This is a genomic window from Paraeggerthella hominis (assembly GCF_021044775.1).
Taxonomy (GTDB): domain Bacteria; phylum Actinomycetota; class Coriobacteriia; order Coriobacteriales; family Eggerthellaceae; genus Paraeggerthella; species Paraeggerthella hominis.
Window position 1 is genome coordinate 49,178 of record NZ_JAJNOQ010000006.1, and the last position, 24,431, is coordinate 73,608.

Below are 24,431 nucleotides of genomic sequence, written 5' to 3' on the forward strand. Positions count from 1 at the left end.
TCGTATGGCCATTCAGCTGAGAGGGAAGCCCGTCGTCGATCGCATGGCGCAGGATATGAGCGTGCGCATCGAGGTTCTGCGGCGGGAGGGAATCGTTCCCACGCTCGCTCTTGTGCGCGTGGGCGCGCGTCCCGACGACCTGTCCTACGAGCGCACGGCCGTCAAGCGCGCGGAAAGCCTGGGCATCGCGGTCAAGCCGTACGTGCTGGACGAATTCGCTCCGCAGGCTGCCTTGCAGGCAACGCTCCAGTCCATCAATTACGACAAGACCGTGCACGGGTGCCTCATGTTTCGCCCCTTGCCCAGCTTCATCGACGAGAAGGCCATGTGCAACGCGCTTGCTCCGGCGAAGGACGTCGACGGCATATCGCTTGCCTCGCTGGCCTCCGTGTTCACCGATGCGAGCGACGGGTTTCCGCCGTGCACCGCTGCGGCCTGCGTTGAAATGCTCGACCATTACGACGTGCCCCTGGTGGGCAAGCACGTGGTGGTGGTCGGCCGCAGCCTGGTGGTGGGCAAGCCGGTGTCCATGATGCTGCTGCGGCGCAACGCCAGCGTGACTATCTGCCATTCCCGGACCGAGAACCTGCCGGCCATTTGCCGCGAGGCCGACATCGTTATCTGCGCGACGGGGCGCGCGCGGGCGTACGGGGCCGAGTTCTTCAGTCCTGGTCAGACGGTGCTCGACGTGGGCATCAACTTCGATACGCACGGCAAGCTGTGCGGCGACGTGAACTTCGACGAGGTGGAGCCCATCGTGGGCGCCATCACGCCGGTGCCGGGCGGCATCGGAACCGTGACCACCTCGGTGACGATGGCTCATACCGTGGCTGCCGCGGAAGCATTGCTGAGGTAGCGCGATGCGGGTTGAGATCGACGAGGCTCGCTGCATCGGGTGCAGCAGGTGCGCAGACGATTGCGTAGCCGATGACCTGCGCATTCAGAACGGAATCGCCCAGGTTTTGGGTCGGTGCATCCTGTGCGGGCATTGCGTGGCCGTGTGCCCGACGGGTGCCGTGTCCATTTCCGGCTACGATATGGCCGACGTGGAGCCCGCCGAGCCGCTTTCTCGCTTCGTCGACGCGCACGATCTGCTGCAGGCGATCAAGTCGCGGCGCAGCATTCGGAGGTATCGGCCTTGTGCGGTGGAGCGCCAGAAGATCGACCTGATCTTGCAGGCCGGACGCTACACCGCCACGGCTAAGAACGCGCAAGGGTGTCGGTTCGTGGTGGTGCAGGACGGCCTGGACGAGCTCAAGCGGCTGGTGTGGGGCGGCATCGAGGACGTGCTCGCTTCGCCTGGATCCGATCGGCCCCGATGGGCTGCGCAATGCGCTCTGTTCCTGGAGGGCGTGAAGGCGGAACCCTCGCGCGACTTTCTGTTCCGTAACGCCCCCGCGGTGGTGTTCGTGGCGGCTGATCGCGCGGACGACGCCGGTCTTGCTTCGCAGAACATGGAGCTTATGGCCGCATCGCTTGGCCTGGGCATGCTTTTCAACGGGTACTTGTGCCGTGCGGCCGAGGGGCTTCCGGCGGTGAAGTCGTGGCTGGAGGTGCAGGATCGCCCGCTTCAAACGTGCATGCTGCTGGGATATCCGGCGGTGACGTACCGTCGCACCGCTCCGCGCCTGCCCGGCGACTTCGTGGTGAAGTAGCGCTTCTGCGCGCGTTCGGGACTTTCGGGGCAGGTACGCGCGCCTTGCATGGGGATATTCCGAAACGGCTCCCGCGTCTTGCCGGGTTGTCGTATCATACGGGGTATGGCTAACGGGTTAACATACACGCGCAAGACCACGTCGTCCGAGGCGACGAAGCAGCTTGCGGTCACGCTGGCGCCGTATCTGCACGCTGGCGACGTCATCGTGCTTACGGGCGATCTGGGCGCGGGCAAGACGCAGTTCGTGCAAGGCGTGGCGGCTGGCCTGGGCGTTCGCGACCAGGTGACCAGCCCAACCTTCAATATCTTGCTCACGTATCCCGGCGGCACGCTGCCGCTCTATCATTTCGATCTGTATAGACTGGACTCCGCCGACCAACTGGAGGACACCGGCTATTACGAAACCATAGATGCCGACGGCGCGTCGTTCATCGAATGGGGCGAGAAGTTTCCCGAGTCGCTTCCGTACGGGTATCTGGAGGTGTGCATTTCGGTGGATTCCGAAGGGAACCGCTCCGTGGAGGCGCATGCGTACGGCGATCGGTCGCGCCAGCTCTTGTTTCTTTGGGCGAAGGACTCCAAGTCGCGCCTTATGAAGTCTGCGAGGTAACCAGGTGGGTGAAGCTGCTCCGCGTCCGCAGGGCGCGTCTGCGCGTGCAACGTACGTGCTTGCATTCGACACGGCTAATGAAGTGATCGCCATCGGGCTGGGCGCGCTGCATTCCGAAAGCCGTACCGTCGAATTGGTCGCGTCGGTCGAGGCGGAGGCCCGCCGCGCGTCGAATACCCAGCTGCTGCCGCGCATCGACGCGGCTTTGGCCGAAGCCGGCGTCTCGCGCAAGCAGATCGCCTGCGTGGTCGTCGGGCGCGGGCCGGGGTCGTTCACGGGCGTTCGCATTGCCATGGCAACGGCGAAAGGCGTCGCTTCGGCGCTTGAGGTTCCCCTGATTGGCGTGTCGTCGCTTGACGCGGTGGCATGGAACGCGCAGGCCGACGGCGCGCGCGGCGCCTTGGCGGTGGTGGCGGACGCCATGCGCAAAGAGGTGTATCCGGTGCGCTACACCTTGAACGACCAGGGCATCGAGCGCTTGGAAGCCGATCGCGTGGTGAAAGTCGAAGCAGCTGCGGAAGAGCTGACGGCAGCGGGCCTGTCGAATCTGCTGATTGCCGGAGATGCGCTGCGCAAGTACGCGGACCTGTTCGATCCATGCGGATCGGCGCTTGCCGAAGCGCTCTGGACGCCTACGGGGCGGGGCCTTTTGCTGGCGCTGCAAGCTGCATGGCGTGCGGGCGATGCGGATCCGTTCGACGCGGTTGCGCACGATCCGGCGTTCGCGTTGCCGGTGTACACGCGCTTGTCGGACGCGGAAGAGAACGAGCGCATTCGCCTGTCCAAGAACGATCCGCGCAATTTGACGGCTGGTGTGCAGGACGTGGCGCCTCGGCGAGACCAGCGCGCCAGCATGCACGATACGGCGATTTTGAACGCGCGTCCCGATGCGAGCGGCATTACCTACAAGCCGCTTGACGCTGCCCATGCAGCCGATGTTGCGGCTTTGGAATCGACGGTCATGGGTTCGGATGCTTGGAGCGCAGCGCTGGTTGCAGACGAGCTGCCGCGAGGCGATCGCACCTGGTGGGCGGCGTACAGCCAGGATCATTTGATCGGCTATGCCGGCGGATGGGTGGTCGACGGGCAGGTGCAGATCCTCAAAGTGGGGGTGGATCCGTCGTGGCGTCGGTGCGGCATCGCTCGCGAACTGCTTGCGCGCGTGGCGTCCGATGCGCGCGATTTGGGCGCTTCGACGTGCTCGCTTGAGGTTCGCGCGGGCAACAAGGGCGCGCATGCGTTCTACGAGGCGCTTGGCTTCCGGTCGATCGGCACGCGTCCTCGGTACTATTCCGACGGCGAAGACGCGCTCATCCTGGAGGGCCCCTTGCCGCTGGCCCAGCACGACGTTGCGGGCATGGCGCTGCACATCGACGAAGCGCGCGCTTCGTCGCCTGCGGGCGCGTCCTCTTGCGCGGAGGCTTCCGATTTCGTGCGCCCGCTCATTTTGGCCATCGAGTCGTCGTGCGACGAGACGGCAGCGGCCATCGTGGACGGCGCGGGCACGTTGGTGTCCGACGTGGTGGCTTCCCAGATAGACTTCCACGCGCGGTTCGGCGGCGTGGTTCCCGAGATCGCCAGCCGAAAGCATATCGAAGCCATTTGCGGCGTGTGCGACGAGTGCTTCGACGTTGCCGCTGATCATCTGGGCGTTTCTCGGTTGAAGTGGAGCGACCTCGACGCTGTTTCCGTGACGTACGCACCGGGGCTGGTCGGCGCGCTGGTGGTGGGCGTCGCATTCGCGAAGGGCGCTGCCTGGGCTGTCGAAAAGCCGTTCATCGGCGTGCATCACCTGGAAGGCCATCTGTATGCGAACAAGATCGGCGCGCCCGATTTCGCGCCGCCGGCTGTGGTGTCGCTTGTGTCGGGCGGCAATACGCTGCTTGTGCACATGAAGGATTGGGGCGATTATGAAACTTTGGGAGCCACGATCGACGACGCGGTGGGAGAGGCGTTCGACAAGGTAGCGAAGGCGCTTGGCCTGGGGTATCCGGGCGGCCCTGTGATCTCGCGCGAGGCGGCCAAGGGCGACCCGCGCGCTATCGCGTTTCCGCGCGCCATGATGCATTCGGGGGATTTGCGCTTCTCGCTTTCGGGGCTCAAAACCGCCGTGGTCACGTACATCAACAACGAACGCGCGGCGGGCCGCGACGTCAACGTGCCCGACGTGTGCGCCAGCTTTCAGCAGGCGGTTGTGGACGTGCAGGTGAAGAAGGCCGAAATGGCTTTGCGGCAAACGGGCGCGCGCACGTTCTGCCTGGGCGGCGGCGTGGCGGCGAATCCGGTGCTGCGCGCTGCGTACGAAAGCTTGTGCGAGCGCTTGCGCGTACGCCTGGTCATGCCGCCCTTGAGCGCGTGCGGCGACAACGCCGGCATGATCGCGCTGGTGGCGCTCGATCGCTATCGGCAGGGCAAGTTCTTCGGCTTGGACGCCGATGCCCAGGCCCACGCCAACTTGGACGAGCCGTACTAGGAAGCCTGTCCTCCAGGTTTCTCCTTTGAGGTTGCGCGTCGCTCGGGGCTTGCGGGCCTGCTGCGGGCGCGCGGCGCGCGGCGCGGAACGGTCGGAGCAACAATTGCGTGATGGCGAGACGTCTGCCGCGCCGCGCCCGGCGCGCGCCGCGGGGTCGAGGGATTTCGCTTCGCGCTTGTTGTCGGCGCTCGCCGTCGACGCCGTCGGCGGCCCGAGAACCACGCTTCGTTTGCTCGAAACGGCAGCGTACGCGCGGAAAATCGCCCTCGCTTGCCCGGGATCGGCGCCTTGCGCACGAAAAAACGCTCCCGCTGGCAGGTTTTGACGGTTTGAGGTCGTTTGAGCCGACCGGGTAAGCGCCCGCGAAAGCGCAGCACAGCAGCCCAGCGCTGTGACCAGGCATAACGAAAGGCAAGCCGAACGGCAACGGGGGCGGCGCCAATCTCGACGACCTCAAACCGTCAAAACCTGCCAGCGAAGGCGGTTTTTCGTGCGCAACCGGGTGGCGAGGGGGCGGAGGGCCGCGGCTGGCGGCATCGCGCCGCGATGGCGGCGAACCGGTTGGCCGGCCGCGCCGCACGATCGCCCCCGCGCCCCGCGTTCCGTCTCGGTGTGCCATGCTGCGCCCCGCGCCCGCCGCGCCCGCGCTGCATCGAGGGCGCGTTCCCCGTGCGTCGCCTCGCTCCGCGCAACCAGCTCGTCAGTCCTCCGGCCCGCGCCCCCCCCGCGCCCCGCGCCGCCCCGCCCGCCCGCGCCGCAACAGCGGACCAACCGCAGCTCGCTTCAGCTTTCTCGATCGTCTTTACCCCATCTTAACGTTCACGCCGACATCTTTACGCCATGCTTGCGCGCTCCCTTCTATGCTGAGTATGTGGCGGTGTCCTGGCGCGTACTGCTAGCCCCGATCGAACGGGGGTTGACCTGCCGGTTTCTGCTGTATCGCCACACGAGGGTTTCGCGCGGCACGGGTCGCTCCTCTTGGGTGCAGCACCCGCGCGGAACCTGCGCAACGTAAAGAAGAAGGAAGGACCACGATGGAATTCGTAACGGGCTTCGTTGGCGGGCTGAGTGTGCTGCTTGCGTTCTACTTGTTCTGCAAGCTGCTGAAGGGCGGCGACGGACGATGACGGGAAATCTCTTTGAATACGGCATCTACCTGGCGTTGCTGGTTGCCCTTGCCATTCCCCTGAGCCTATACATCAACAAAGTCATGGCGGGCGAGCGCACCGTGCTGTCGCGCGTGCTCGTGCCTGTCGAGAATGCGATATGCTGCTGCATCGGCATCGACAAGGCCGAAGACATGGGCTGGAAGCGCTATCTTGCCAGCGCGCTGGTGTTTTCCGCCGTCTGCTTGGTTGGGCTGTTCGCTCTTTTGCTGCTGCAAGGAGTGTTGCCCCTGAATCCCGAAAAGCTTCCTGGCCTCCCGGTTGACCTGGCATTCAATACCGCAGCAAGTTTCGTTACCAACACGAATTGGCAAGCGTACAGCGGCGAAAGCACCCTCAGCTACTTCTCGCAGGCGTTTGGCCTTACGGTTCAGAACTTCGCGACGCCAGCGGTGGGCCTGGCCGTCCTGTTCGCGCTGTTTCGCGGCTTGGTGAGCGAAGGGGGCGAAGGCCTTGGCAACTTTTTCGTCGACGTGTCGCGCGCCATCCTGTTCATCTTCATTCCGCTTGCCCTGGTTGCGACGATGATCAACGTATGGCAAGGCTCTCCCCAAAACATCGACGAGTACCAGACGGTTCAGCTTTTGGAGCCGGTTGGCGTGAACGCCGAGGGAGAGGTGGTTTCCGCTAACGACCCCAACGCGGTTGAGACGATCGATCAGGCTGTGGTGCCCATGGGGCCGCAGGCCAGCCAGGTTGCCATCAAGCAGCTGGGCACGAACGGCGGCGGGTTCAACGGCGCCAACTCTGCAAGCGCGCTTGAAAACCCGACGCCCCTCACGAATCTGGTGCAGTGTCTTTCCATGTTGCTGGTTCCTATGGCATGCGTGTTCAGCTTCGGGCGATTCGTCATGGATCGCCGGCAGGGGCGCGCGATATTCGCGGCCATGTTCATCCTGCTCATAGGGGCGCTGGCGGCAATCGCCTTTTTCGAGCAGGCGGGAACGCCCCAGCTTGCGGCGGGCGGCCAGGTGTACATGGGCTTCGACGGCCAGTCCGGCGGGAACATGGAGGGCAAGGAGACGCGCTTCGGCGTAACCGATTCTTCCTTGTGGGCTGCGTTCACCACGGCGGCTTCGAACGGCTCGGTCAACGCCATGCACGACAGCTTCACGCCACTTGGCGGCATGGTCCCCATCGTTTTGATCTCGCTGGGCGAAGTGGTGTTCGGCGGCGTGGGATGCGGACTGTACGGCATGCTGGGATTCGTGATCCTGACGGTGTTCATCGCCGGGCTGATGGTGGGCCGAACGCCCGAGTACCTGGGCAAGAAGATCGGTCCGAAAGAGATGCGCATGGCCGTGATCCTGTGCATCACTACGCCGCTGCTCATCCTGGCGGGTGCCGCCATCATGAGCCTTGATCCCGCTACGGTTGCCAGTTTGGGAAACCCCGGCGCGCACGGGTTCTCCGAGGTGCTGTACGCGGCCGTTTCCGCCGGCGGCAACAACGGATCGGCGTTTGCCGGGTTCAACGCCAACACGCCCCTGATCAACACGGTCCTTGCCCTGGAAATGCTGGCGAACCGGTTTATCCCCCTGGCGGCGGCGTGCGCGCTTGCCGGCGGGTTCGCTCGTCGGCGTACGGTGGCTGCCAGCGCTGGCACGTTGTCCACCAGCAATGGGCTGTTCGTGTTCCTGTTGGTGCTTATGGTGGTGCTGATCGGCGCGCTGACGATGCTTCCGGCGCTTGCGCTGGGCCCCGTTGCCGAGCAGTTGACGATGGCTTTGTAGGAAGGTTGGTGAAGGCAAGATGACTGCTGCACAAGGCAAGGCCGCGCTGCTAGGCTCCCGCGGCGCCAAAAGCGGTTCGCGAAAAGACGCAGCGATGCGCGAGCTTGCGAAGCGCGCCGTGGCCGATTCGTTTGCGAAGCTCAAGCCGAACGAGCAGGCGAAGAATCCCGTCATGCTCATGGTGTACCTTTCGGCCGCCCTGACGTCGGTGCTGTTCGTTCTTTCCCTGTTCGGCGTGGCGGACGCGCATTCGGCTTTTACCCTGGCGGTTTCGGCGGTCCTGTGGCTGACGGTGCTGTTCGCGAACTTCGCCGAAGCTCTCGCAGAGGGTCGCGGCAAGGCTCAGGCCGACGCTCTGCGCGCCGCCAAGCGCGACATCGACGCGCACAAGCTCAACGAGGCCATGGTGGCCAAGGGCGCGCACGTCGACGATCCCGCCGAGTACTTTCGCCTCAATGCCGACGAGGTAAGCTCGGCGCTCCTCAAGAAGAAGGACGTGTTCTTCGTGTCCGCCGGCGAGCAGATTCCCGCTGACGGGGAGATTGTCAGAGGGGCGGCTTCGGTGGACGAGAGCGCCATCACGGGCGAATCCGCCCCGGTCATCCGCGAGGCGGGCGGCGACCGCTCAGCTGTGACCGGCGGCACTACGGTGCTGTCCGATTGGCTGGTGGTGCGCGTGACCGCCGATGCGGGGCACAGTTTCCTCGACCAGATGATCGCCATGGTCGAATCGGCGGCACGCAAGAAAACGCCGAACGAGATCGCGCTCGAGATCCTGCTCATTGCGCTGACTATCGTGTTTCTGACCGTGTCGGTGGCGCTGTTCGCTTTCAGCGGGTTCGGCGCCAACCAACAGGGCATGGCGAATCCTACGTCCATCACCTCGCTCGTTGCGCTGTTCGTGTGCTTGGCTCCCACTACGATCGGCGCGCTGCTCTCGGCTATCGGCATTGCCGGCATGAGCCGCCTGAACCAGGCGAACGTGCTGGCCATGAGCGGCCGCGCCGTGGAGGCGGCGGGTGACGTGGACGTGCTGCTGCTGGACAAAACCGGCACCATCACGCTGGGCAACCGCCAGGCGGCCGAGTTCGTTGCGGTCGACGGTGCCGACGAGCGCGATCTGGCCGATGCGGCCCAGTTGGCCAGCCTGACGGACGAAACGCCGGAAGGCCGCAGCATCGTGGTGCTGGCGAAGGAGCGCTTCGGCATTCGCGCGCGGGTGCTGGAGGGATCGGGCATGGCGTCGATCCCGTTCACGGCTCAAACGCGGATGAGCGGCGTGGATTTCGACGGCCATGAGATTCGCAAGGGCGCGGCCGATGCGGTGAAGAGTTACGTGGAAGCGGGCGGCGGGCGGTACAGCGCCCAATGCGCGCTTGCCGTCGAGCGCGTTTCGCGCGCGGGCGGTACGCCGCTGCTCGTCGCGCGCGATCATCGCGTGCTGGGCGTGGTGTACCTGAAGGACATCGTGAAGCAGGGCATCAGGGAGAATTTCGCCGACCTGCGCACGATGGGCATCAAGACCGTCATGATCACGGGCGACAATCCCCTGACGGCTGCGGCTATCGCTGCCGAGGCGGGCGTGGACGACTTCATTGCCGAGGCAACGCCCGAAACGAAGCTCGCCGCCATCCGCCAGTACCAGGCCGAAGGGCACATGGTGGCCATGACGGGCGACGGCACGAACGATGCTCCCGCGCTTGCGCAGGCCGATGTGGCCGTTGCCATGAACAGCGGCACCCAGGCGGCGAAGGAGGCTGGCAACATGGTCGACCTTGATTCCAGCCCCACGAAGCTGCTCGACATCGTGCGCATCGGCAAGCAGCTGCTCATGACGCGCGGAAGCCTGACCACGTTCTCCATCGCTAACGATATGGCGAAGTACTTCGCCATCGTTCCGGCGCTGTTCGTCCCGCTGTACCCTGCCCTCGATGCGCTCAACGTCATGCACCTGACCAGCCCGACAACGGCCATTCTGGCTGCGGTCACCTATAACGCGCTGATCATCGTGGCGCTCATTCCGCTGGCGCTCAAAGGGGTGAAGTACCGCGAGGCAACGTCGCAAAGCCTGCTGACGCGCAACTTGCTGGTGTACGGCCTGGGCGGAATCGTGCTTCCGTTTGTGGCCATCAAGGTTCTTGATATGGCTATCACGGCGCTGGGCATTGCGTAGCGCAGGATCGTTAGACGAGAGGAGATCATTATGTTGCATGTGGGAAACGGAGCGAAGCTGTGGGGAAGCGCAGTGCTGTTCTTCCTGGTGGTCATGCTTTTATGCGGCGTTGCGTACACGTTTGCCTGCACGGTTTTGGCTCAGCTGGCTTTCCCTCATCAGGCTAACGGGTCTACCATCGAAGTTGACGGCACCGCGTACGGCAGCGAGCTGGTGGGCCAGCCGTTTGCGGGCGAAGACCATCTATGGGGGCGCCCTATGAGCCCCGACGCAAAGACGTTCACCGACGATCGAGGATCCAAGGTGCTGTGGTATGCTCCGTCGAACCTCAGTCCGGCTGGCGACGAGTTCGCTGAAACCGTGCAGGCGCGCATCGACGCTCTTCGCGCGGCCCATCCGGAACAGGGCAACAAGCCCATTCCGAGCGATTTGGTTACCGAGTCGGGCAGCGGTTTCGACCCGCATATCTCTCCGGCGGCGGCCGAGTATCAAGTCGAGCGCTTGGCCAGGACCACGGGCAAAAGCCCCCGCGACATTCGCGCTATCATCGAGCGTTGCACGGAGCAGCCGCAAGGGGGAATTTTGGGAGACGCGCGCGTGAACGTGCTGAAGGTGAACCTGATGCTGGACGGCATCTTGCCGGTTCGGTAACGCACGTCGCACCGGCGGCGGCAACGTAGGTATGATGAACGGTGGGGCGGGCGCGACGTGCGTCGGCTCCACCTCCGGTTGGAAGGAACGCTATGGCTGCATCGATGGGCGATTTGGAGACGCGCCGCGACCCCGATGCTATTCTGCGCCAGATCGTCGAGGGGGAAGCTGCCGAGGGCGACGCGCGCGGCAAGCTCAAGATATTCTTCGGCTATGCGGCGGGCGTCGGCAAGACGTACGCCATGCTGGAAGAGGCCCATGCGGTGCTCGACAAGGGTTTCGACGTGGTGGTGGGCTACGTGGAGCCCCATACAAGAGTGGACACCATGGCGTTGACGGAAGGCTTGGAGCAGATTTCGCCGCGCGCCGTCACGCATCGAGGCATCACCTTGCGCGAATTCGACCTGGATGCGGTGCTTTCGCGCCGCCCGCAGATTGTGCTGGTGGACGAGCTGGCTCACACGAACGCCCCCGGGTGCCGCCATCGGAAGCGCTATCAAGACGTCGAGGAGCTGCTGCGCGCGGGCATCAGCGTGTTCACGACGGTGAACGTGCAGCATCTGGAGGGCTTGAACGACAAGATCGCCGCCATCACGCACGTAAGCGTTTCCGAGCGCATTCCCGATCGCATTTTCGACCAGGCGGCTTCGGTGGAGCTGGTGGACATCGAGCCGGACGATTTGATCGATCGTTTGGAGTCGGGGAAGATCTACCTGCCCGACCGTGCGCGCACGGCGCTCGGCAACTTCTTCTCGCGCAAGAACCTGGCGGCGCTGCGCGAGATCGCGCTTCGCCGCATGGCCGATCGCTTGACGCGCAAGGCCGAGTGCGGCGAGTCGGGCGCGCGCGTGGAGGCGGGCGAGGACGTGCTGGTGTACGTGACTCCCTACGCCGGCAACGTGAAGGCCATTCGCGCCGCGGCCAACATGGCGGAGTCGTACCATGGCGCGTTCACCGCGGTGGTGGTGGAGTCGTCGCAGAGCAAGAAGCTCGACGCCGAACGGCGCGGGCGCCTGCGGGCGAACGTCGATTTGGCCGAAGAGCTGGGCGCGCATGTGGTCACGCTGTTCGGCGACGACATAGCGCAGCAGATTGCGCAGTACGCGGAAACCGCAGGGGCGACCCATATTGTGGTGGGAAACGCCATTGGCGGCTTCCGCGCGCTGGGGTGGGGGCCGGAAAGCCTGGTCAACCGGCTGATGAAGCTTGCGCACGGTGCCGTGGTGGACGTGGTGCCCACCAAGGACCTGCCCGCTCAGTACGGGCGGCTGCGCGAGGCGACGGGCTTCCATTTCACGGTTGCCGATATATGGCGGGCCCTCGCGTCGGTCGCGCTTGCCACGGCCTTGGGCCTGGTGATCTACGAGCTGGGCTTGGCGGGGTCGGTGGTTCTCATGCTGTATCTCATCGTGGCGCTGCTCATGGCCACGCGCGCCGACGGATTCTTCTACGCGCTGTTCGCCTCGCTCGGCAGCGTGTTCGCGTACAACTTCTTCTTCACCGTGCCGCGCTTCACGCTGCACGCCGTTGGGCTGAACTACCCGTTCATCTTCGCGTTTTTGCTGGTGGGGACGTTTGCTGCGTCGTCTTTGGCCATCCGCATGAAACGCCAGGCCGAAAGCACCGCGCGTCGCGCGTACCGCATGGAGGTTCTGCTTGAGTCGAGCCGCAAGCTTCAGGGCGCGTCGACCGCCGACGAGTGCTTTCGGTTCGCGGCCGAGCAGGTCATCAAGCTGCTGAACCGCCCCGTGGTGATGTACCGGATGCTCGGCGACGGAAGCCTGGCGAACCCCGAGCTCCACGATGTTCCGGGAACGATAGGCGGCGCGACGGATACGGCCGTGCTGGCTTCCCCCGCCGAGGCTGCGGTGGCGGCGTGGTCGGCGTCGAACAACGAGCGCGCGGGCGCCACAACCGACACGCTGGCCAACGCGCACTGCCTCTACCTGCCCATTCGGTCGAAAGACGTCGTGTTCGGCGTGGCTGGCGTTGCCATGGACGACATCGACGGGGAAGAGGATTTCGGTGCGTTCGAAAAGAACCTGCTGCTTGCCATTCTTGACGAATGCGGGCAGGCGACCGAGCAGATCCTGTTCGCCGACGAGCGCCGCCGCATGGAGATGCGCATGGAAAAGGAAACGTTGCGCGCGAACTTGCTGCGGACGATCTCTCATGATCTGCGCACGCCTCTCACCAGCATTTCGGGGGATGCGGACATGCTGCTGCACGATGAGGACGCACTGACAGCGCAGCAGAAGCGGCGTCTGCTGCGCGATATTCACGACGACGCGCGTTGGTTGGTCACGCTGGTCGAGAACCTGCTGTCCATCACGCGCATCGACAACGGCACCATGCAGCTGGCGGTGCAGCCCGAGCTGGTCGGCGATGTGGTGCAGGAGGCGCTTCGGCATGTCGATCGGCGCATTGCGGATCGTTGCGTGCGCGTCGATTTGGAGGACGAGCTGCTTATGGCCGAGATGGACGCGCGCCTGATCGTGCAGGTTGTGATCAACCTGGTGAACAACGCCATTGCCTATGCGCCCGAGGGAAGCTGCATCGCTGTGACCGCACGCCGCGCCGTCGAGGACGGGCTGCCGCGCGTGCGGATCGCGGTTTCGGACGAGGGTCCGGGAATCCCGGACGAGGACCGCAAGCACATCTTCGATATGTTCTACAATGGCTCTACGGGCAAGCCCGGCGGCAAGAGCGGAGATTTCAAGCGCGGCATGGGCCTGGGCCTTTCGCTGTGCCGCTCGATCGTCGAGGTTCACGGCGGGACTTTGCAAGTGCGCAACAGGAAGCCTTGCGGCAGCGAGTTCTGGTTCACGCTGCCCGCGGTGGATGCTGAAGATGTGGTCGCTCGATCGGTGGAGGCGGTACGTGGCTGAACGGTATCGGATACTGGTTGTTGAGGATGATGCGGCGGTGCGCCGTTTGGTGACGACGACGCTCGAGCTGCACGACTACGCTCATCGAGAGGCGCGCTCGGTTGCGCAGGCGCTGTTGGAGCTGTCTTCGCATCCCCCTGATCTGGTCATACTTGACCTCGGATTGCCTGATGGCGATGGGGTCGACGTCATTCGCACCTTGCGCGGATGGTCGTCGTTGCCGGTGATCGTGCTGTCGGCCCGCTTGGAGGATGCCGACAAGGTGGAGGCGCTCGACGCCGGAGCCGATGACTACCTGGTGAAGCCTTTCTCGGTTGACGAGCTGCTTGCTCGCGTGCGCGTTGCGCTGCGCCGTCTTGATCGCGAGCGCGCCATGCAGGAAGGTGCCGAGGATCCGGTGTATCGCAACGGCGGCCTTACCATCGACTACGCTTCCACCTGCGTGCAGCGCGATGGGCAGGAGGTGCACCTCACGCCGTTCGAGTACAAGCTGCTGTGCCTGCTGGCGCGCAACACGGGCAAGGTGCTCACGCACAACTTCCTGCTCAAGGAGGTGTGGGGAAGCGCTTTGGCGTCCGATCGCTCGTCGCTGCGCGTGTTCATGGCAACCCTGCGCAAGAAGATCGAGCCCGACCCGGCCAACCCCCTTTACATCCAGACCCACGTCGGCGTAGGCTACCGCATGATGCGCGTCGAGTGAGACGCTGGCTTCGTCTTCCGGCTCCGTCTCGAGCCCGTTTTCCCGCTTCGTTGCAAGCCGCCCTGCTCGGAAGGCGGTGCGCACCGGTGCGCATCAGCGCCGATTCGACAGCGAATGGTCTGCTTGCTGCACGATTCTTCCCCTAATGTTGCGTTCGAGTGCATGCCGAAGCCTTTCTGCCGACAGCGAACAACCTGCGACCAGGCGAAACGCGCGATCGCATCGAAGGTTGCCTCTTGGCAGGTCCTTCGAACGCAACATTAGGGGAAGAATCGTGCATTTGAGCGCGCAAGCGGTAGCATCGAACCGCCGTTGATGTGCAGTTGCGTTTCGGCGTCGGTCGGACTTGGTGCTCGAGCGCGTCTCGACTAGCTCAGCCTTCTTTCGATCTAAGCGTCAGCCGGCCTTTCGCAGGCTTTAGGCCTCCGGCTTCTTCGCTACGTGGACGGCGGCGATGCCCCCGGTGTAATTCTTCCAGGTCACATCCGTGAATCCGGCGCGCGTCATCATGTCGGCCAGCCCTTGTTGGTTGGGGAACGCCTTGATGGAGCGCGACAGGTACACGAAGCCCTCGCGGTCGCCGGTGATCAGGCCTCCCCAGAAGGGGATCAGGTGCTTCAAGTAGAAGTTGTACAGGGCGCGCCATACCGCGTTCGGCGGCGTGGAGAATTCCAGGCACACGAGCGACCCGCCGGGCTTCAGCACGCGGAACATTTCGGAAAGCGCCCGGTCGCGCTCGGGCATGTTGCGGATGCCGTACGCCATGGTGATGACGTCGTAGCTCGCGTTGGCGTACGGAATGCTCTGCGCGTCCACCACCTCGAAATCAACCGGCACGCCGTCGGCCTTGCCGTCGGCGTAGTGCATGCGTGCAACGTCGAGCATCTCGTCGACCAGGTCGGTGCACTGGATGTGTCGCGGATGCTTCGCCCGCGCCACGGTGAAGGTCACGTCGCCCGTGCCGCCCGCGATGTCCAACACGTCTGCGTTGGGGCTGATGGGAGCCTGGCGCATCATGCCGGACAGCCACGCCTTGTAAGCGCCGAAGCTCGAGACGGCGTTGAAGCGCTCGTACTTCTTGGCGATGGTGGAGAAGATGTCTTTCACGCGCTCGGACGAGATGTCCGCAGGCGCTTCCTTGCCGGTGGCGGTGTCGATGCTCACAGGTGATGCTCCATTGCGATCGGGAATCGTGCGAGAGCACAGTATACGCCAGCCCGCCTGCCCCTGGGTTACGGTTTCAGCAAGAAGCGTGAAGTCGCTGGGAAACGCGGGCGCAGACCCGTATAATCTCCCCTTGCACATTCGATCAAGGAGTACCGTTGCACACCGACACCACGCACCTCGAAGCATCTCCGGCGCAAGACCCCGTATTCGAAGCGGAGCAGCGCCATCTGAGCGAAACGTACGCTACGCTGCGGTCGATGGCCGCCGATCTGGTGGCGAAAATGGACAAGAACAGCAAAGACGTCGCCGCCGACAAGCTTGCCATGGTGGACGAGCTGTCGGTGAACCTGGCCAGCTACGCTGACGCCATGGAGACATACGCCGATTTCGCCACCGTGAACCGCGTGATCGACGCGTACAACATGACGCAGAGCGTCGATGCCGAAAAGCTCAACAGCATACGGCTGCTACTCGGCCAGCCCTACTTTGCGAAAGTGGTCCTTCAGTTCAAACCGGGCGAAGACCCCAAAGAACTCTACATTGGCACTGCGGGCGTGTCCGACGATTCCTACCGCCGCCTGGTGGTGGACTGGCGCTCGCCGGTGGCCGAGGTGTACTACAACCAGGATAACGGTCCCACTTCGTACCAGGCCAACGGGCGCACCATCAACGTTGACCTTAAGCTGCGTCGGCAGTTCGACGTGGACAAGGACCGCCTGAACGCGTACTTCGACACCACGGTGGCCATCCAGGATTCGCTGTTGCTGGCGTCGCTGTCCAAGCAGCGCTCCGCCAAGATGCAGTCCATCACCGCCACCATCCAAAAGGAGCAGAACCAGGTCATTCGCCATGAAGACGTGCCGGCTCTGCTGGTGAACGGCATTGCCGGCAGCGGCAAGACCTCGGTGCTCATGCAGCGCATCGCCTACCTGTTCTACCAGCAGCGCGAAAGCCTGGATCCTAGCCAGGTGTTCCTGATCACGCCCAACCCCGTGTTCCAAAGCTACATCGACAACGTGCTGCCCGATCTGGGCGAGCGCAACCCCGAATGCCTCACGTGGAACGAGTTCTTGCAGCAGCTCATGCCGCCCGATCGCACGGGCGGGCAGGTGAACGTGGCGCTCGACCGGCTTGAGCGCATCGATGCGGCGTGCGCGGGATTCGCGTTCGACCCGCACGACTTCAAAGAGGTGCACTGCAACGGGGATCGCCTGCTGTCCGTGGGGCAGATCCTTCAGGTGGCGGCTAAGTTCAAGAACATTCCGGCCGGCCCGCACCTGGTGTCGCTCATGCGCGACGAGCTGGCGCACCGTCTGGACACGCGCCTGAAGCAGATAGCGACGTCCGATCGAATTCTCGACGAGCTGTCGGCCTTGAGCCCCGACGAGCAGGTGGCGCTCTTCCGCGAAACGTTCGACGCGCAGGACGAAGACGAAGCGCGCGTTTGGGCGCAGCAGTACGTGGACGATCGTTACGCTGCCGCGCGCAAAGCCGTCGAGAACGACGACTGGCTGCGCATCGACCGCATCGGTATGCGCCTGCTCGGCGTGGAGAACCTGGTGCCCGTGGAATGGCTGTACTTGAAGATGGCGCTCACGGGGCTGGGCAATCCGGATGCCAAGTACGTGATGATCGACGAGGTGCAAGACTACACGGCGGCCCAGCTTACGGTGCTGGCGCGCTATTTCCGCCGTGCCCACTTCTTGCTCCTGGGCGACCAAAATCAGGCCATCGGTCCCGATACGGCAACGTTTGACGACGTCAAAGCCGTATTCCAGAAAGCCCGCGGCTCGGTGGAGGAATGTCGGCTCATGACCAGCTACCGGTCTTCGCCCGCCATCACCGCGCTGTTCGCCGGCCTGCTTGCGGACGAGGAGCGCCTGCGCATCTCGTCCATACGCCGCCAGGAGGAAGCCCCGGCCATCATCGAGTGCGCCACCGAAGAGGAGCGCGATCGGGAGCTGGTGCGCGTCATCGAGGCGGCGTCTGCGGACGAGGGCCTTACGGCGGTGATCCTGCCGCAGAAGCACCAGGCGAAGCAGCTGCAGAAGAAGCTGGGGGACGGCGCGCCTCCGCTCATCGACGCCGATGCGACGCTGCCTACGAGCGGCGTTGTCCTCACGTCGCTCAAGCTTGCGAAGGGCCTGGAATTCGACCACGTGATCGTGCCCGAAGCAAGCGAGCGCACGTTCCCGGACGATCCCTTGTCGCGCCGTCGGCTCTACACCACCGTGTCGCGCGCCACGGGAAGGATCACGCTGTTGGCGCAGGGGAAGCTGACGCCGCTGTTGAGCAGGGACGGGATCGGCTAGCGCGGCGCAAAGCGCCGGCGCGCCGGTCGGGCTGGCTTGTCGATGACAAAACAGGGCGCCGCGACGATTTTTGCCGCGGCGCCCAGGCGGACGATCCCGCCGTCCAACTCGCTATCGAATGCCATGCAGCGGCGGATGCGCCGTTAGCTGGCAGGGTTCTCCGTTTTGCGGTCGCGCAGCTTCTCGAGCTTGCGCGCCTCGCGCGCGCCCTTGACGCCGCCCGCGCCTTGAAGGCCGCCGGCGTCGCGCGGCACCGTACGCGCGATCTCGCCGCGCGCCAGCGCTTCCTCGCGTTCGCGCTCCTCCGCCATCATCTGCTCGAGCAGGGGGTCGTGCTCCACCGTGCGCAGTGCTTCGGCCCGGATGGCCGCATGCCGTCCCGCTTCGATGCCCGTGCCCGCACGTCCGGCTTCCAGATGCGCGTTGGCGGCATCGAACGCCTCGTTCGTGTTCTCCTGGGAAAATCCCGGCGCCACCACGCTGCCGAACGCGGCTACCTGCGCGCCCGTATCGTCCGAAAGCGCGCGTCCGTCGGCGATGCCGTCCACGGCAAGCCCCTTGAACGTGCAGTTGGCCGTTCCGTCGGCGTTCCAGGCGGGGGAGAGCACGCCGTTCTCCTGATCGGGGTAGTCGAAATCGCTTGCTGCAGGGCGCCACGTTCCGGTCAGCTTCGCCAGGGCGTTGGCGGGCTCGTTGGTGAACCAGAGCTTCGCCAGGTGCTTCGCATGCGTGGGCTTTACATCGAACGCCCAGTTCAACTCCGATTTTTCAGCAACCGTGTTCTCGGACAGGCGCTCGAACTCCTCCTTGAGCGTCGCCAGCCGCGCATCGATGCGGCCGGTGCCGTTGTACAGGACGTCGTCCAGGCGGTTCATCTGCTCGCGCGCCTCGCGGATGCGCTTGTCGGTGGCGGCGGCCATGCCCGGATCCAGGATGCCGTGCTCGCCTTTGATGCGGTTGAGGTCGAGCGCTGCGTCGTAGGTGGCGTCCACCATCTCGTCCACGGACATGTAGATGCTCTCGTAGTTCATGATGTGCTTCCACGAGGGCAGGATCATGCGCTCGCGATGCTCCTCGAACGTGCGGGCGCGCAGCTTGTAGCCGTACTTTTCCGGGTTGTCGAACGCGATGGATCCCACGTCCAAAAACGGCGCCATGGGGCTGGTCAGCACTACCAGGCGCGGATCGTAGTTCACGCGCTCGTACAAATGCTGCACGTACGCGCCTGTTTCGCGCACGCTGGCCGCCGTTTGCTTGGGGATGCCCGTCATGAAGTACAGGTCGAACCGTTCGCAGTTGGGGTGCGAAAGCGCGTCCACGATGGTTTCTTCCAACTCGGCCATCGTGTAGTGGCCCTTGCCGAACGCCGCGCGAACGTCGTCGTCGTGGCTTTCCGCCGAAATCTCCACCGACCAGTTGCCCAGGTTCTTGTCCAGTAGCTGGTAGAACTCGTCGCCGCCCGGCGGCGGGCCGAAGAACTCGAACCCGATGGGGTTGTGCACCTTGCCTTTGAGCCCCGTGATGAACTCGTGCGTGTAATCCTCGCCGGCTTGCAGGAAGTCGTTCAGCACGAAGATGGGGCCCCAGATATGGTCCTGCACGTGCTGGATGTCGCGGATCAGCAGCTTCGGATCGCGCCAGGCTACGCGCCGGCGACCGAAGTGGTTCTTGAACGCGTAGGCGCTGCCGCCGCACGTGGCGCAGTTGCGCGCGCAGCCGCGGCAGGTCAGGCTGGCGGTCACAGGGTAGCTCAGCCAGCCCTTCATGGGCAGGTAGCTGGTCATGTCGTGGTGGCGCAGCACGCCCTTCATGGGGTAGTCGTAGTCCATGGATATGGCGTTCATGTCGTCGGGAACCCAGCTCAAGGGGTTGATGTGGATGGAGCCTTCGGCATCTTTCCAGGTGAGGTTGGGAATGTCCGACAAATCGCCCAGCGGCGTGTGCGTTTTGGCTGCACGCGCCACACGCTCCACCAGCATGCGCATGGGCTCTTCGGTGGAGTCGCCGCGGAATACGAAGTCGATGCAATCGTACTCGATCAGGTCTTCGTGGAAGATCGACGACGACAGTCCGCCGAAGCTGATGGGCGTGCGCGGGTGCAGCCGCTTGAGGATTTTCGCCACTTCCACCGAGCCGTGGCAGTGCGGCATCCAGTGCAGGTCGATGCCGAACATGTGCGAGTCCAGGCGCGCGAGGTTCTTCTCCACGTCGAAGTTCTTCTTGTGCAGCATCATGGAAGCCAGGTTGTAGATGCGCGATCGCAGACCGTGTCGTTCCAGGTACTCGCACAGCGTGGTCAGCCCCAGCGGGTACATTTCGAAGATGGGCGTGGAGGGCACCATGTCGGACACCGGTCCGTACATGATGGAGCGCTCGCGAAAGTCGTAGGTTGCGGGCGCGTGGATATATGTCATGTCTAATGTTTGCATACTGCCGAGAAGTATAGCGCGCCTGCCGATCGTTACCTTGTTGAATTTTGAGGTGCACGCGGATTATTTTTCGCGCCGAATAATGGGTGCGCGAAGTTTGCCGAGTGAGTTTTGCGCGCGCATGCGTGTCGCGTTGCCGAAACGGGCGCCCGCTGTCAAAACGGACGAGTTTTGCGGGGATTTTTCGCCCTGACGGCGTGGGTTGCTGACAAGCGTTTTGCATCGTGCCTGGTCATCGAGATGCGATGTGGCTTTATCCTCATTTGAGGACCAGTAAAACTCGCTCGTTTTGACAGCGGCTGGACTTCGGAGCCCCGGACTCGGGGGATTTAAGGTTCCGAAAGCCCGAAGCTCTGGAAATCAAGGTTCGGGGACTCCAAGGTTTCGGGGGTTTGGGGATTCGGAACCCCGGACTCCGGGGATTCGGCACCAAGGCTCTAGGGGCCCAGCCCCAGCCCAGCCCCAACCCCAGCCAACCCAGCCAGTCCCAACTCCTTCGCGCACCCCGCCTGGCGCCGAGGGCGGCACCCCGCTGCGGTCCCTCCCCGAATCGCCGCGATTTCGCGTCCAGCGCAATCCTGCCTTCTGCCGCCAGGATCACGCGCCTCGCAAAGGTCCTGCACCTCGCCGATTGGCCTGTGTGCTTTCGCGGAAGAGCGGTTGGAGAATGCTATGATAGCCGTTACACGAAAATGCATGAATTACGGGAACCATGGGAGAAAGGGCGGAGCAGCTATGCTCTTGTGCGCACAGTACGTTCTTCCCATCACGTCCGAGCCGCTGCATAACGGCGCGGTGCTCGTTCGCGACGGGGCTATTCGCGACATCGGCTCGATCGACATGCTCAAGCTGCGCTACCCCGACGAGGAAGTGGTCGACTTCGGCATGGCCGCCATTATGCCGGGTCTTATCGATTTGCACACGCATCTTGAGAACGCGGTCATGCGCGGAATCGTGCATGACGTTCCCTATACCACGTGGATCATGTCCATGATGGAAAAAAGCGCGAAGATGGACGTGAGCGACTGGTACGACTCCGCTATCCTGGGCGGTTTGGAAGCGCTTTCCAGCGGCATCACGTGCGTTGCGGACATCACGGCAACGGGCGCGGCGTGCACGGCCACGCAGAAGCTGGGCATGCGCAGCGTCATCTACCGCGAGGTGGGCGCCATGGACAAGCGTCGCGTGGACTACGCGATGCGCCTGGCGGAAAACGACATCATGCACTGGCGCGAGGAAGTGGACGGCGACCGCATCACCATCGGCGTGGCTCCCACGTCCATGTACGCATGCCATCCGTCCGTGTTCGGCAAGATATCCGAGTTCGCTCGCCGCGAGAACGTCCCCGTCGCCATGCACATGGCGGGCAACCGCGAAGAGTACAACTTCATCAAGTACGGCTCCTCGCCGTTCTCGGTGCACACCATGGACCAGAAGCGCGGTTTCGTTGAGATTCCGCCGTGGCTTCCCACGGGTACCACGCCGGTTCGTTATGCGCTGAACTGGGGCGCGTTCGAATCCGACAACGTGCTGGCCATTCATTGCGTGCATGTTGACGACAAGGACATTCAGAAGCTCAAGGAATACGACGTGGGCGTGGCCGTGTGCCCGCGCTGCAACGCGCAGCTGGGCATGGGCGTTGCCCCCATCGACAAGTTCATGCGCGCCGGCTTGCGCATGGGCCTGGGCACCGATTCGCCTGCCGCAACCGACTCCACGGACATCCTCATCGAGATGCGCATCGGCATGTTGGTGCAGCGCGCTGTGAACGTGGGCACCTTCCTGGATTCGCAGACCATGCTGGAGATGACCACCATCGGCGCGGCGCGCGCGTTGAAGCTTGACGACAAGATCGGCTCGCTGGAAGTGGGCAAGCGCGCCGACATCGTGGCGCTTGACCTGTCGGGTTCGCATCAGACGCCCACAAGCGATCCGGTTTCGGCCGTCGTGAACGCGTGCAGCGGCTCGGACGTGCTCATGACCATGGTCGACGGCGTTTCGCTGTACGAGAAGAACAAGTGGAACGTGGGCGTGGAGGTTGCCAAGAACATCGCCCGCGTCATCGAGATCCGCGGTAAGTTGAGGGTATAGCACATGGGAACGAATCAAAAGCTGACGGCAAAGCAGAAGAGCGACCGCATCAAGGCCGCTCAGGAGCGCGAGCGCAAGGACAAGGAGCGCCGAGAGGCCGCCGAGAAAACCAAGAAGCTGTTCACGATCGTGATATGCGTGATCTTGGTTTTGGCGCTGGGCATCCCAACGGTGGCCCTTGCGTTTTTGGGGACCGGCTCGTAGGCGCTGGTTTCCGGGTTGTTCGGATGAAGGCGGGGCGGACGCATGTGCGTTCGCCCCGTGCGTTTTTTGGCGTTGGTGCGTGCGTACGCGCCGCAGGAGTCGGCCGGTTTCGGTTCCGGGCATGTGGCGCGTACGTTGCTTCCTGGGTGCGAGTTCCGGGCGCATCGTCGGTGCGGGCGTCCCGTGATTTCATGACTTCGATTGTTGCCGCTGCGGCGATCACGGTGCTCGTCGTGCCCGGTACGCCCCGATGCCGGGGAGTTCTCGCACACTTTTTATTGCCAAGTAGACTCCTTTGCCTTACGCGGGCGCGGTTGTGATACTATAAATCGTTGCCGCGCAGAGGCGCGGCGTTGAGAAGATGATAAGACCGCACAAAGGGGTTTGCTTTGTTTGGTATCGGTGGATTCGAGTTATTCCTCATTCTGCTGTTCGGGTTCCTTATTTTCGGGCCCGATAAGCTGCCAGCAATGGCTAAGACGTTGGGGAAGGCAATCAGCAAGTTCAGAAGCGCTCAGGAAGAGATGAACAAGGTCATCAAGACGGAAGTCTACGACCCCACCTCTGACGAGCCGTTCAAGAACCCGCTCGAGGCCCTGTCGAAGGTGTCCGAGATCGGCAAGGACGACAAGAAGGAAGAGAAGACCGAAAGCTTCTCGGAGCGCAAGGCTCGTTACGACAAGGAGCGCGCGGCCAAGAAGGCTGCCGAGGCCGAGAAGGCCGCGGAGGCGCCGGCTGCCGCTGCTGCGACGGCCGCGGCTACGACGGCCGCTGCTGCGTCTGCGACGCCGAAGCCCATCGCGAAGCCGGACGGGTCGTTCGAAACGCCGAAGCCTGTCGAGGCTGCTGCCGCGCAGCCGGCAACCGCCGACGCCGCCTCCAAGGCCAAGCCCTCGCCCGACGAGCTGTACGGCACGAAGCCCGCAGCCAAGGCGTCGACGCCCGCCGCGAAGGCCCAGCCCGCACCCGCCGCCAAGCCTGCTGCAACCGCGACGGCCGCCAAGCCCGCAGCTGCCAAGCCGGAAGCCAAGGCCCCGGCGAAGTCCGCCGCGAAGAAGCCTTCTGCCGCTAAAAAGCCCGCAGCTGCCAAGACCGATGCTGAGAAGGCCGCCGCACGTTCCGCTGCGGCGAAGAAGGCCGCCGCTACGCGCGCCGCAAACAGGAAAGCCGCTGAAGCTGCCAAAGCTGCGGCCGAGAAGAACGAGAAGGGGGAATAAGCCATGCCTATCGGACCGGCACGTATGCCCCTGTTCGACCACCTGGGCGAGCTGCGCATGCGCTTGGTGCGCATCATCGCTTGCTTGGCTATCGCGGTGGTCGTGTTCTACATGGCGACGCCCATCATGGGCCAGTTCTTGCTGCTGCCTATTTCCGAATTCTTGCCTCAAGATGCAAGCGGGTTTGCATCGTTGCAGGCCATCGACCCCTTTGAGGCGTTCTCGACGCGTTTCAAGATTTCGCTGTGGGCCTCGCTTGTTGCCTGCGCTCCGGTGATCTTGTGGCAGATCCTCGCTTTCTTCCTGCCAGCGCTGAAGCCGAGCGAGCGCAAGTGGTTCATCCCCACGTTTGCCGCCGCCGTGGCCCTGTTCATCTTCGGCACGGTGTTCTGCTACCTGATCATCCTGAACCCGGCGTTCCAGTGGCTGACGGATCAGGCGGCAGGCCTGGGCACCGTCGCGCCGCGCATGTCGTCGTACATCGACATGATCATCAAGTTCGAGCTGGGCTTCGGCGTGGCGTTCGAGCTTCCCCTGGTCGTGTTCTACCTGGTCATCTTCGACGTGGTGCCCTATAAGAAGCTGCGCGGCAGCTGGCGCATGGTCTACGTGGTGCTCATGGTTATTTCCGCCATGGCCACGCCCGATGCCTCGCCGGTCACCATGCTGCTCATGTTCGCTGCCATGATCGGCATGTACGAGGTCAGCCTGCTTATCTCGCGCATCGTTCTGAGCAAGCGCATCAAGAAGCAGAACGAGGAGATCGAGCGCGAAGAAGCCGAAGAGGCGGCGCAGGATGCCGCATTGGCCAAGACGAAAGCAAAGAAGGCCAAGAAGTAACGGTTCTCTGATACTGCGTTTGTTTATGACGGCCTGTCGCGTTTGCGGCAGGCCGTTTGCGTATTCCGAGTGGCGTTCGCGCCAAGGCTTCGCATCTTGGCTTCGCGCGCCGCGAACATT

Annotated in this window: 16 protein-coding genes; 14 read left to right on the forward strand and 2 right to left on the reverse strand. The window is 63.8% G+C overall.

Features of this window, described 5'->3' with window-relative positions:
* Window positions 1–4: 4 nt before the first annotated feature.
* The 9 genes from LQE90_RS07835 (at window position 5) to LQE90_RS07875 (ending at window position 14,051) form a co-directional block, all read left to right on the forward strand.
* Window positions 5–856: a bifunctional 5,10-methylenetetrahydrofolate dehydrogenase/5,10-methenyltetrahydrofolate cyclohydrolase gene (locus tag LQE90_RS07835; protein WP_216529358.1), complete on the forward strand. Its 852-nt coding sequence runs from the start codon at window positions 5–7 to the stop codon at window positions 854–856.
* Window positions 857–860: 4 nt separating this feature from the next.
* On the forward strand, window positions 861–1,655 hold the full coding sequence (locus LQE90_RS07840) for a nitroreductase family protein (protein ID WP_216529359.1): 795 nt from the start codon (window positions 861–863) through the stop codon (window positions 1,653–1,655).
* A 105-nt stretch (window positions 1,656–1,760) separates the two neighbouring features.
* Window positions 1,761–2,267 (forward strand): tRNA (adenosine(37)-N6)-threonylcarbamoyltransferase complex ATPase subunit type 1 TsaE, encoded by a 507-nt coding sequence (gene tsaE, locus LQE90_RS07845; RefSeq protein ID WP_114567264.1) that lies wholly within the window; start codon window positions 1,761–1,763, stop codon window positions 2,265–2,267.
* Window positions 2,268–2,271: 4 nt separating this feature from the next.
* On the forward strand, window positions 2,272–4,740 hold the full coding sequence (tsaD, locus tag LQE90_RS07850; RefSeq protein ID WP_216529360.1) for a tRNA (adenosine(37)-N6)-threonylcarbamoyltransferase complex transferase subunit TsaD: 2,469 nt from the start codon (window positions 2,272–2,274) through the stop codon (window positions 4,738–4,740).
* 1,123 nt (window positions 4,741–5,863) lie between these two features.
* Window positions 5,864–7,639: a potassium-transporting ATPase subunit KdpA gene (kdpA, locus tag LQE90_RS07855; RefSeq protein ID WP_216529361.1), complete on the forward strand. Its 1,776-nt coding sequence runs from the start codon at window positions 5,864–5,866 to the stop codon at window positions 7,637–7,639.
* A 94-nt stretch (window positions 7,640–7,733) separates the two neighbouring features.
* The gene (kdpB, locus tag LQE90_RS07860) at window positions 7,734–9,812 is read left to right on the forward strand and encodes a potassium-transporting ATPase subunit KdpB (RefSeq protein WP_216529417.1); all 2,079 of its coding nucleotides are present in this window, start codon (window positions 7,734–7,736) and stop codon (window positions 9,810–9,812) included.
* A 30-nt stretch (window positions 9,813–9,842) separates the two neighbouring features.
* Window positions 9,843–10,463, forward strand: coding sequence for a potassium-transporting ATPase subunit C (locus tag LQE90_RS07865; RefSeq protein ID WP_225749749.1), 621 nt, complete (start codon window positions 9,843–9,845; stop codon window positions 10,461–10,463).
* Between the two features lie 92 nt (window positions 10,464–10,555).
* Complete coding sequence (locus LQE90_RS07870; protein WP_231088255.1) at window positions 10,556–13,351, forward strand: ATP-binding protein; 2,796 nt, start codon at window positions 10,556–10,558, stop codon at window positions 13,349–13,351.
* A complete protein-coding gene (locus tag LQE90_RS07875) occupies window positions 13,344–14,051 on the forward strand; it encodes a response regulator (RefSeq protein WP_114567259.1) in 708 nt (235 codons plus the stop codon). Before LQE90_RS07870 ends, LQE90_RS07875 begins: the two co-directional genes overlap by 8 nt.
* 417 nt (window positions 14,052–14,468) lie before the next feature.
* On the opposite strand, the gene LQE90_RS07880 is transcribed toward LQE90_RS07875, so the two are convergent.
* The gene (locus LQE90_RS07880) at window positions 14,469–15,215 is read right to left on the reverse strand and encodes a ubiquinone/menaquinone biosynthesis methyltransferase (protein ID WP_216529362.1); all 747 of its coding nucleotides are present in this window, start codon (window positions 15,213–15,215) and stop codon (window positions 14,469–14,471) included.
* 158 nt (window positions 15,216–15,373) lie between these two features.
* Here LQE90_RS07880 and LQE90_RS07885 point away from each other — a divergent pair, with 158 nt between their 5' ends.
* Window positions 15,374–17,530, forward strand: coding sequence for a HelD family protein (locus tag LQE90_RS07885; protein WP_231088256.1), 2,157 nt, complete (start codon window positions 15,374–15,376; stop codon window positions 17,528–17,530).
* Window positions 17,531–17,673: 143 nt separating this feature from the next.
* Here the strand turns inward: LQE90_RS07885 and LQE90_RS07890 are convergent, their stop codons facing one another.
* Window positions 17,674–19,944: a TIGR04190 family B12-binding domain/radical SAM domain protein gene (locus LQE90_RS07890; protein ID WP_216529363.1), complete on the reverse strand. Its 2,271-nt coding sequence runs from the start codon at window positions 19,942–19,944 to the stop codon at window positions 17,674–17,676.
* A gap of 750 nt (window positions 19,945–20,694) precedes the next feature.
* On the opposite strand from LQE90_RS07890, the gene LQE90_RS07895 reads away from it, so the two are divergent.
* The 4 genes from LQE90_RS07895 to tatC all read left to right on the forward strand — a co-directional run bounded on the left by LQE90_RS07895 (window position 20,695) and on the right by tatC (window position 24,311).
* On the forward strand, window positions 20,695–22,050 hold the full coding sequence (locus LQE90_RS07895; RefSeq protein ID WP_114567256.1) for an amidohydrolase family protein: 1,356 nt from the start codon (window positions 20,695–20,697) through the stop codon (window positions 22,048–22,050).
* Between the two features lie 3 nt (window positions 22,051–22,053).
* Window positions 22,054–22,254, forward strand: coding sequence for a CASC3 protein CASC3 (locus LQE90_RS07900; protein WP_114567255.1), 201 nt, complete (start codon window positions 22,054–22,056; stop codon window positions 22,252–22,254).
* A gap of 389 nt (window positions 22,255–22,643) precedes the next feature.
* Entirely contained in the window at window positions 22,644–23,471 is an 828-nt protein-coding gene (locus LQE90_RS07905) for a twin-arginine translocase TatA/TatE family subunit (RefSeq protein WP_114567254.1), read from the forward strand.
* Between the two features lie 3 nt (window positions 23,472–23,474).
* The gene (tatC, locus tag LQE90_RS07910; RefSeq protein ID WP_114567253.1) at window positions 23,475–24,311 is read left to right on the forward strand and encodes a twin-arginine translocase subunit TatC; all 837 of its coding nucleotides are present in this window, start codon (window positions 23,475–23,477) and stop codon (window positions 24,309–24,311) included.
* The last annotated feature ends 120 nt before the right edge of the window (window positions 24,312–24,431 follow it).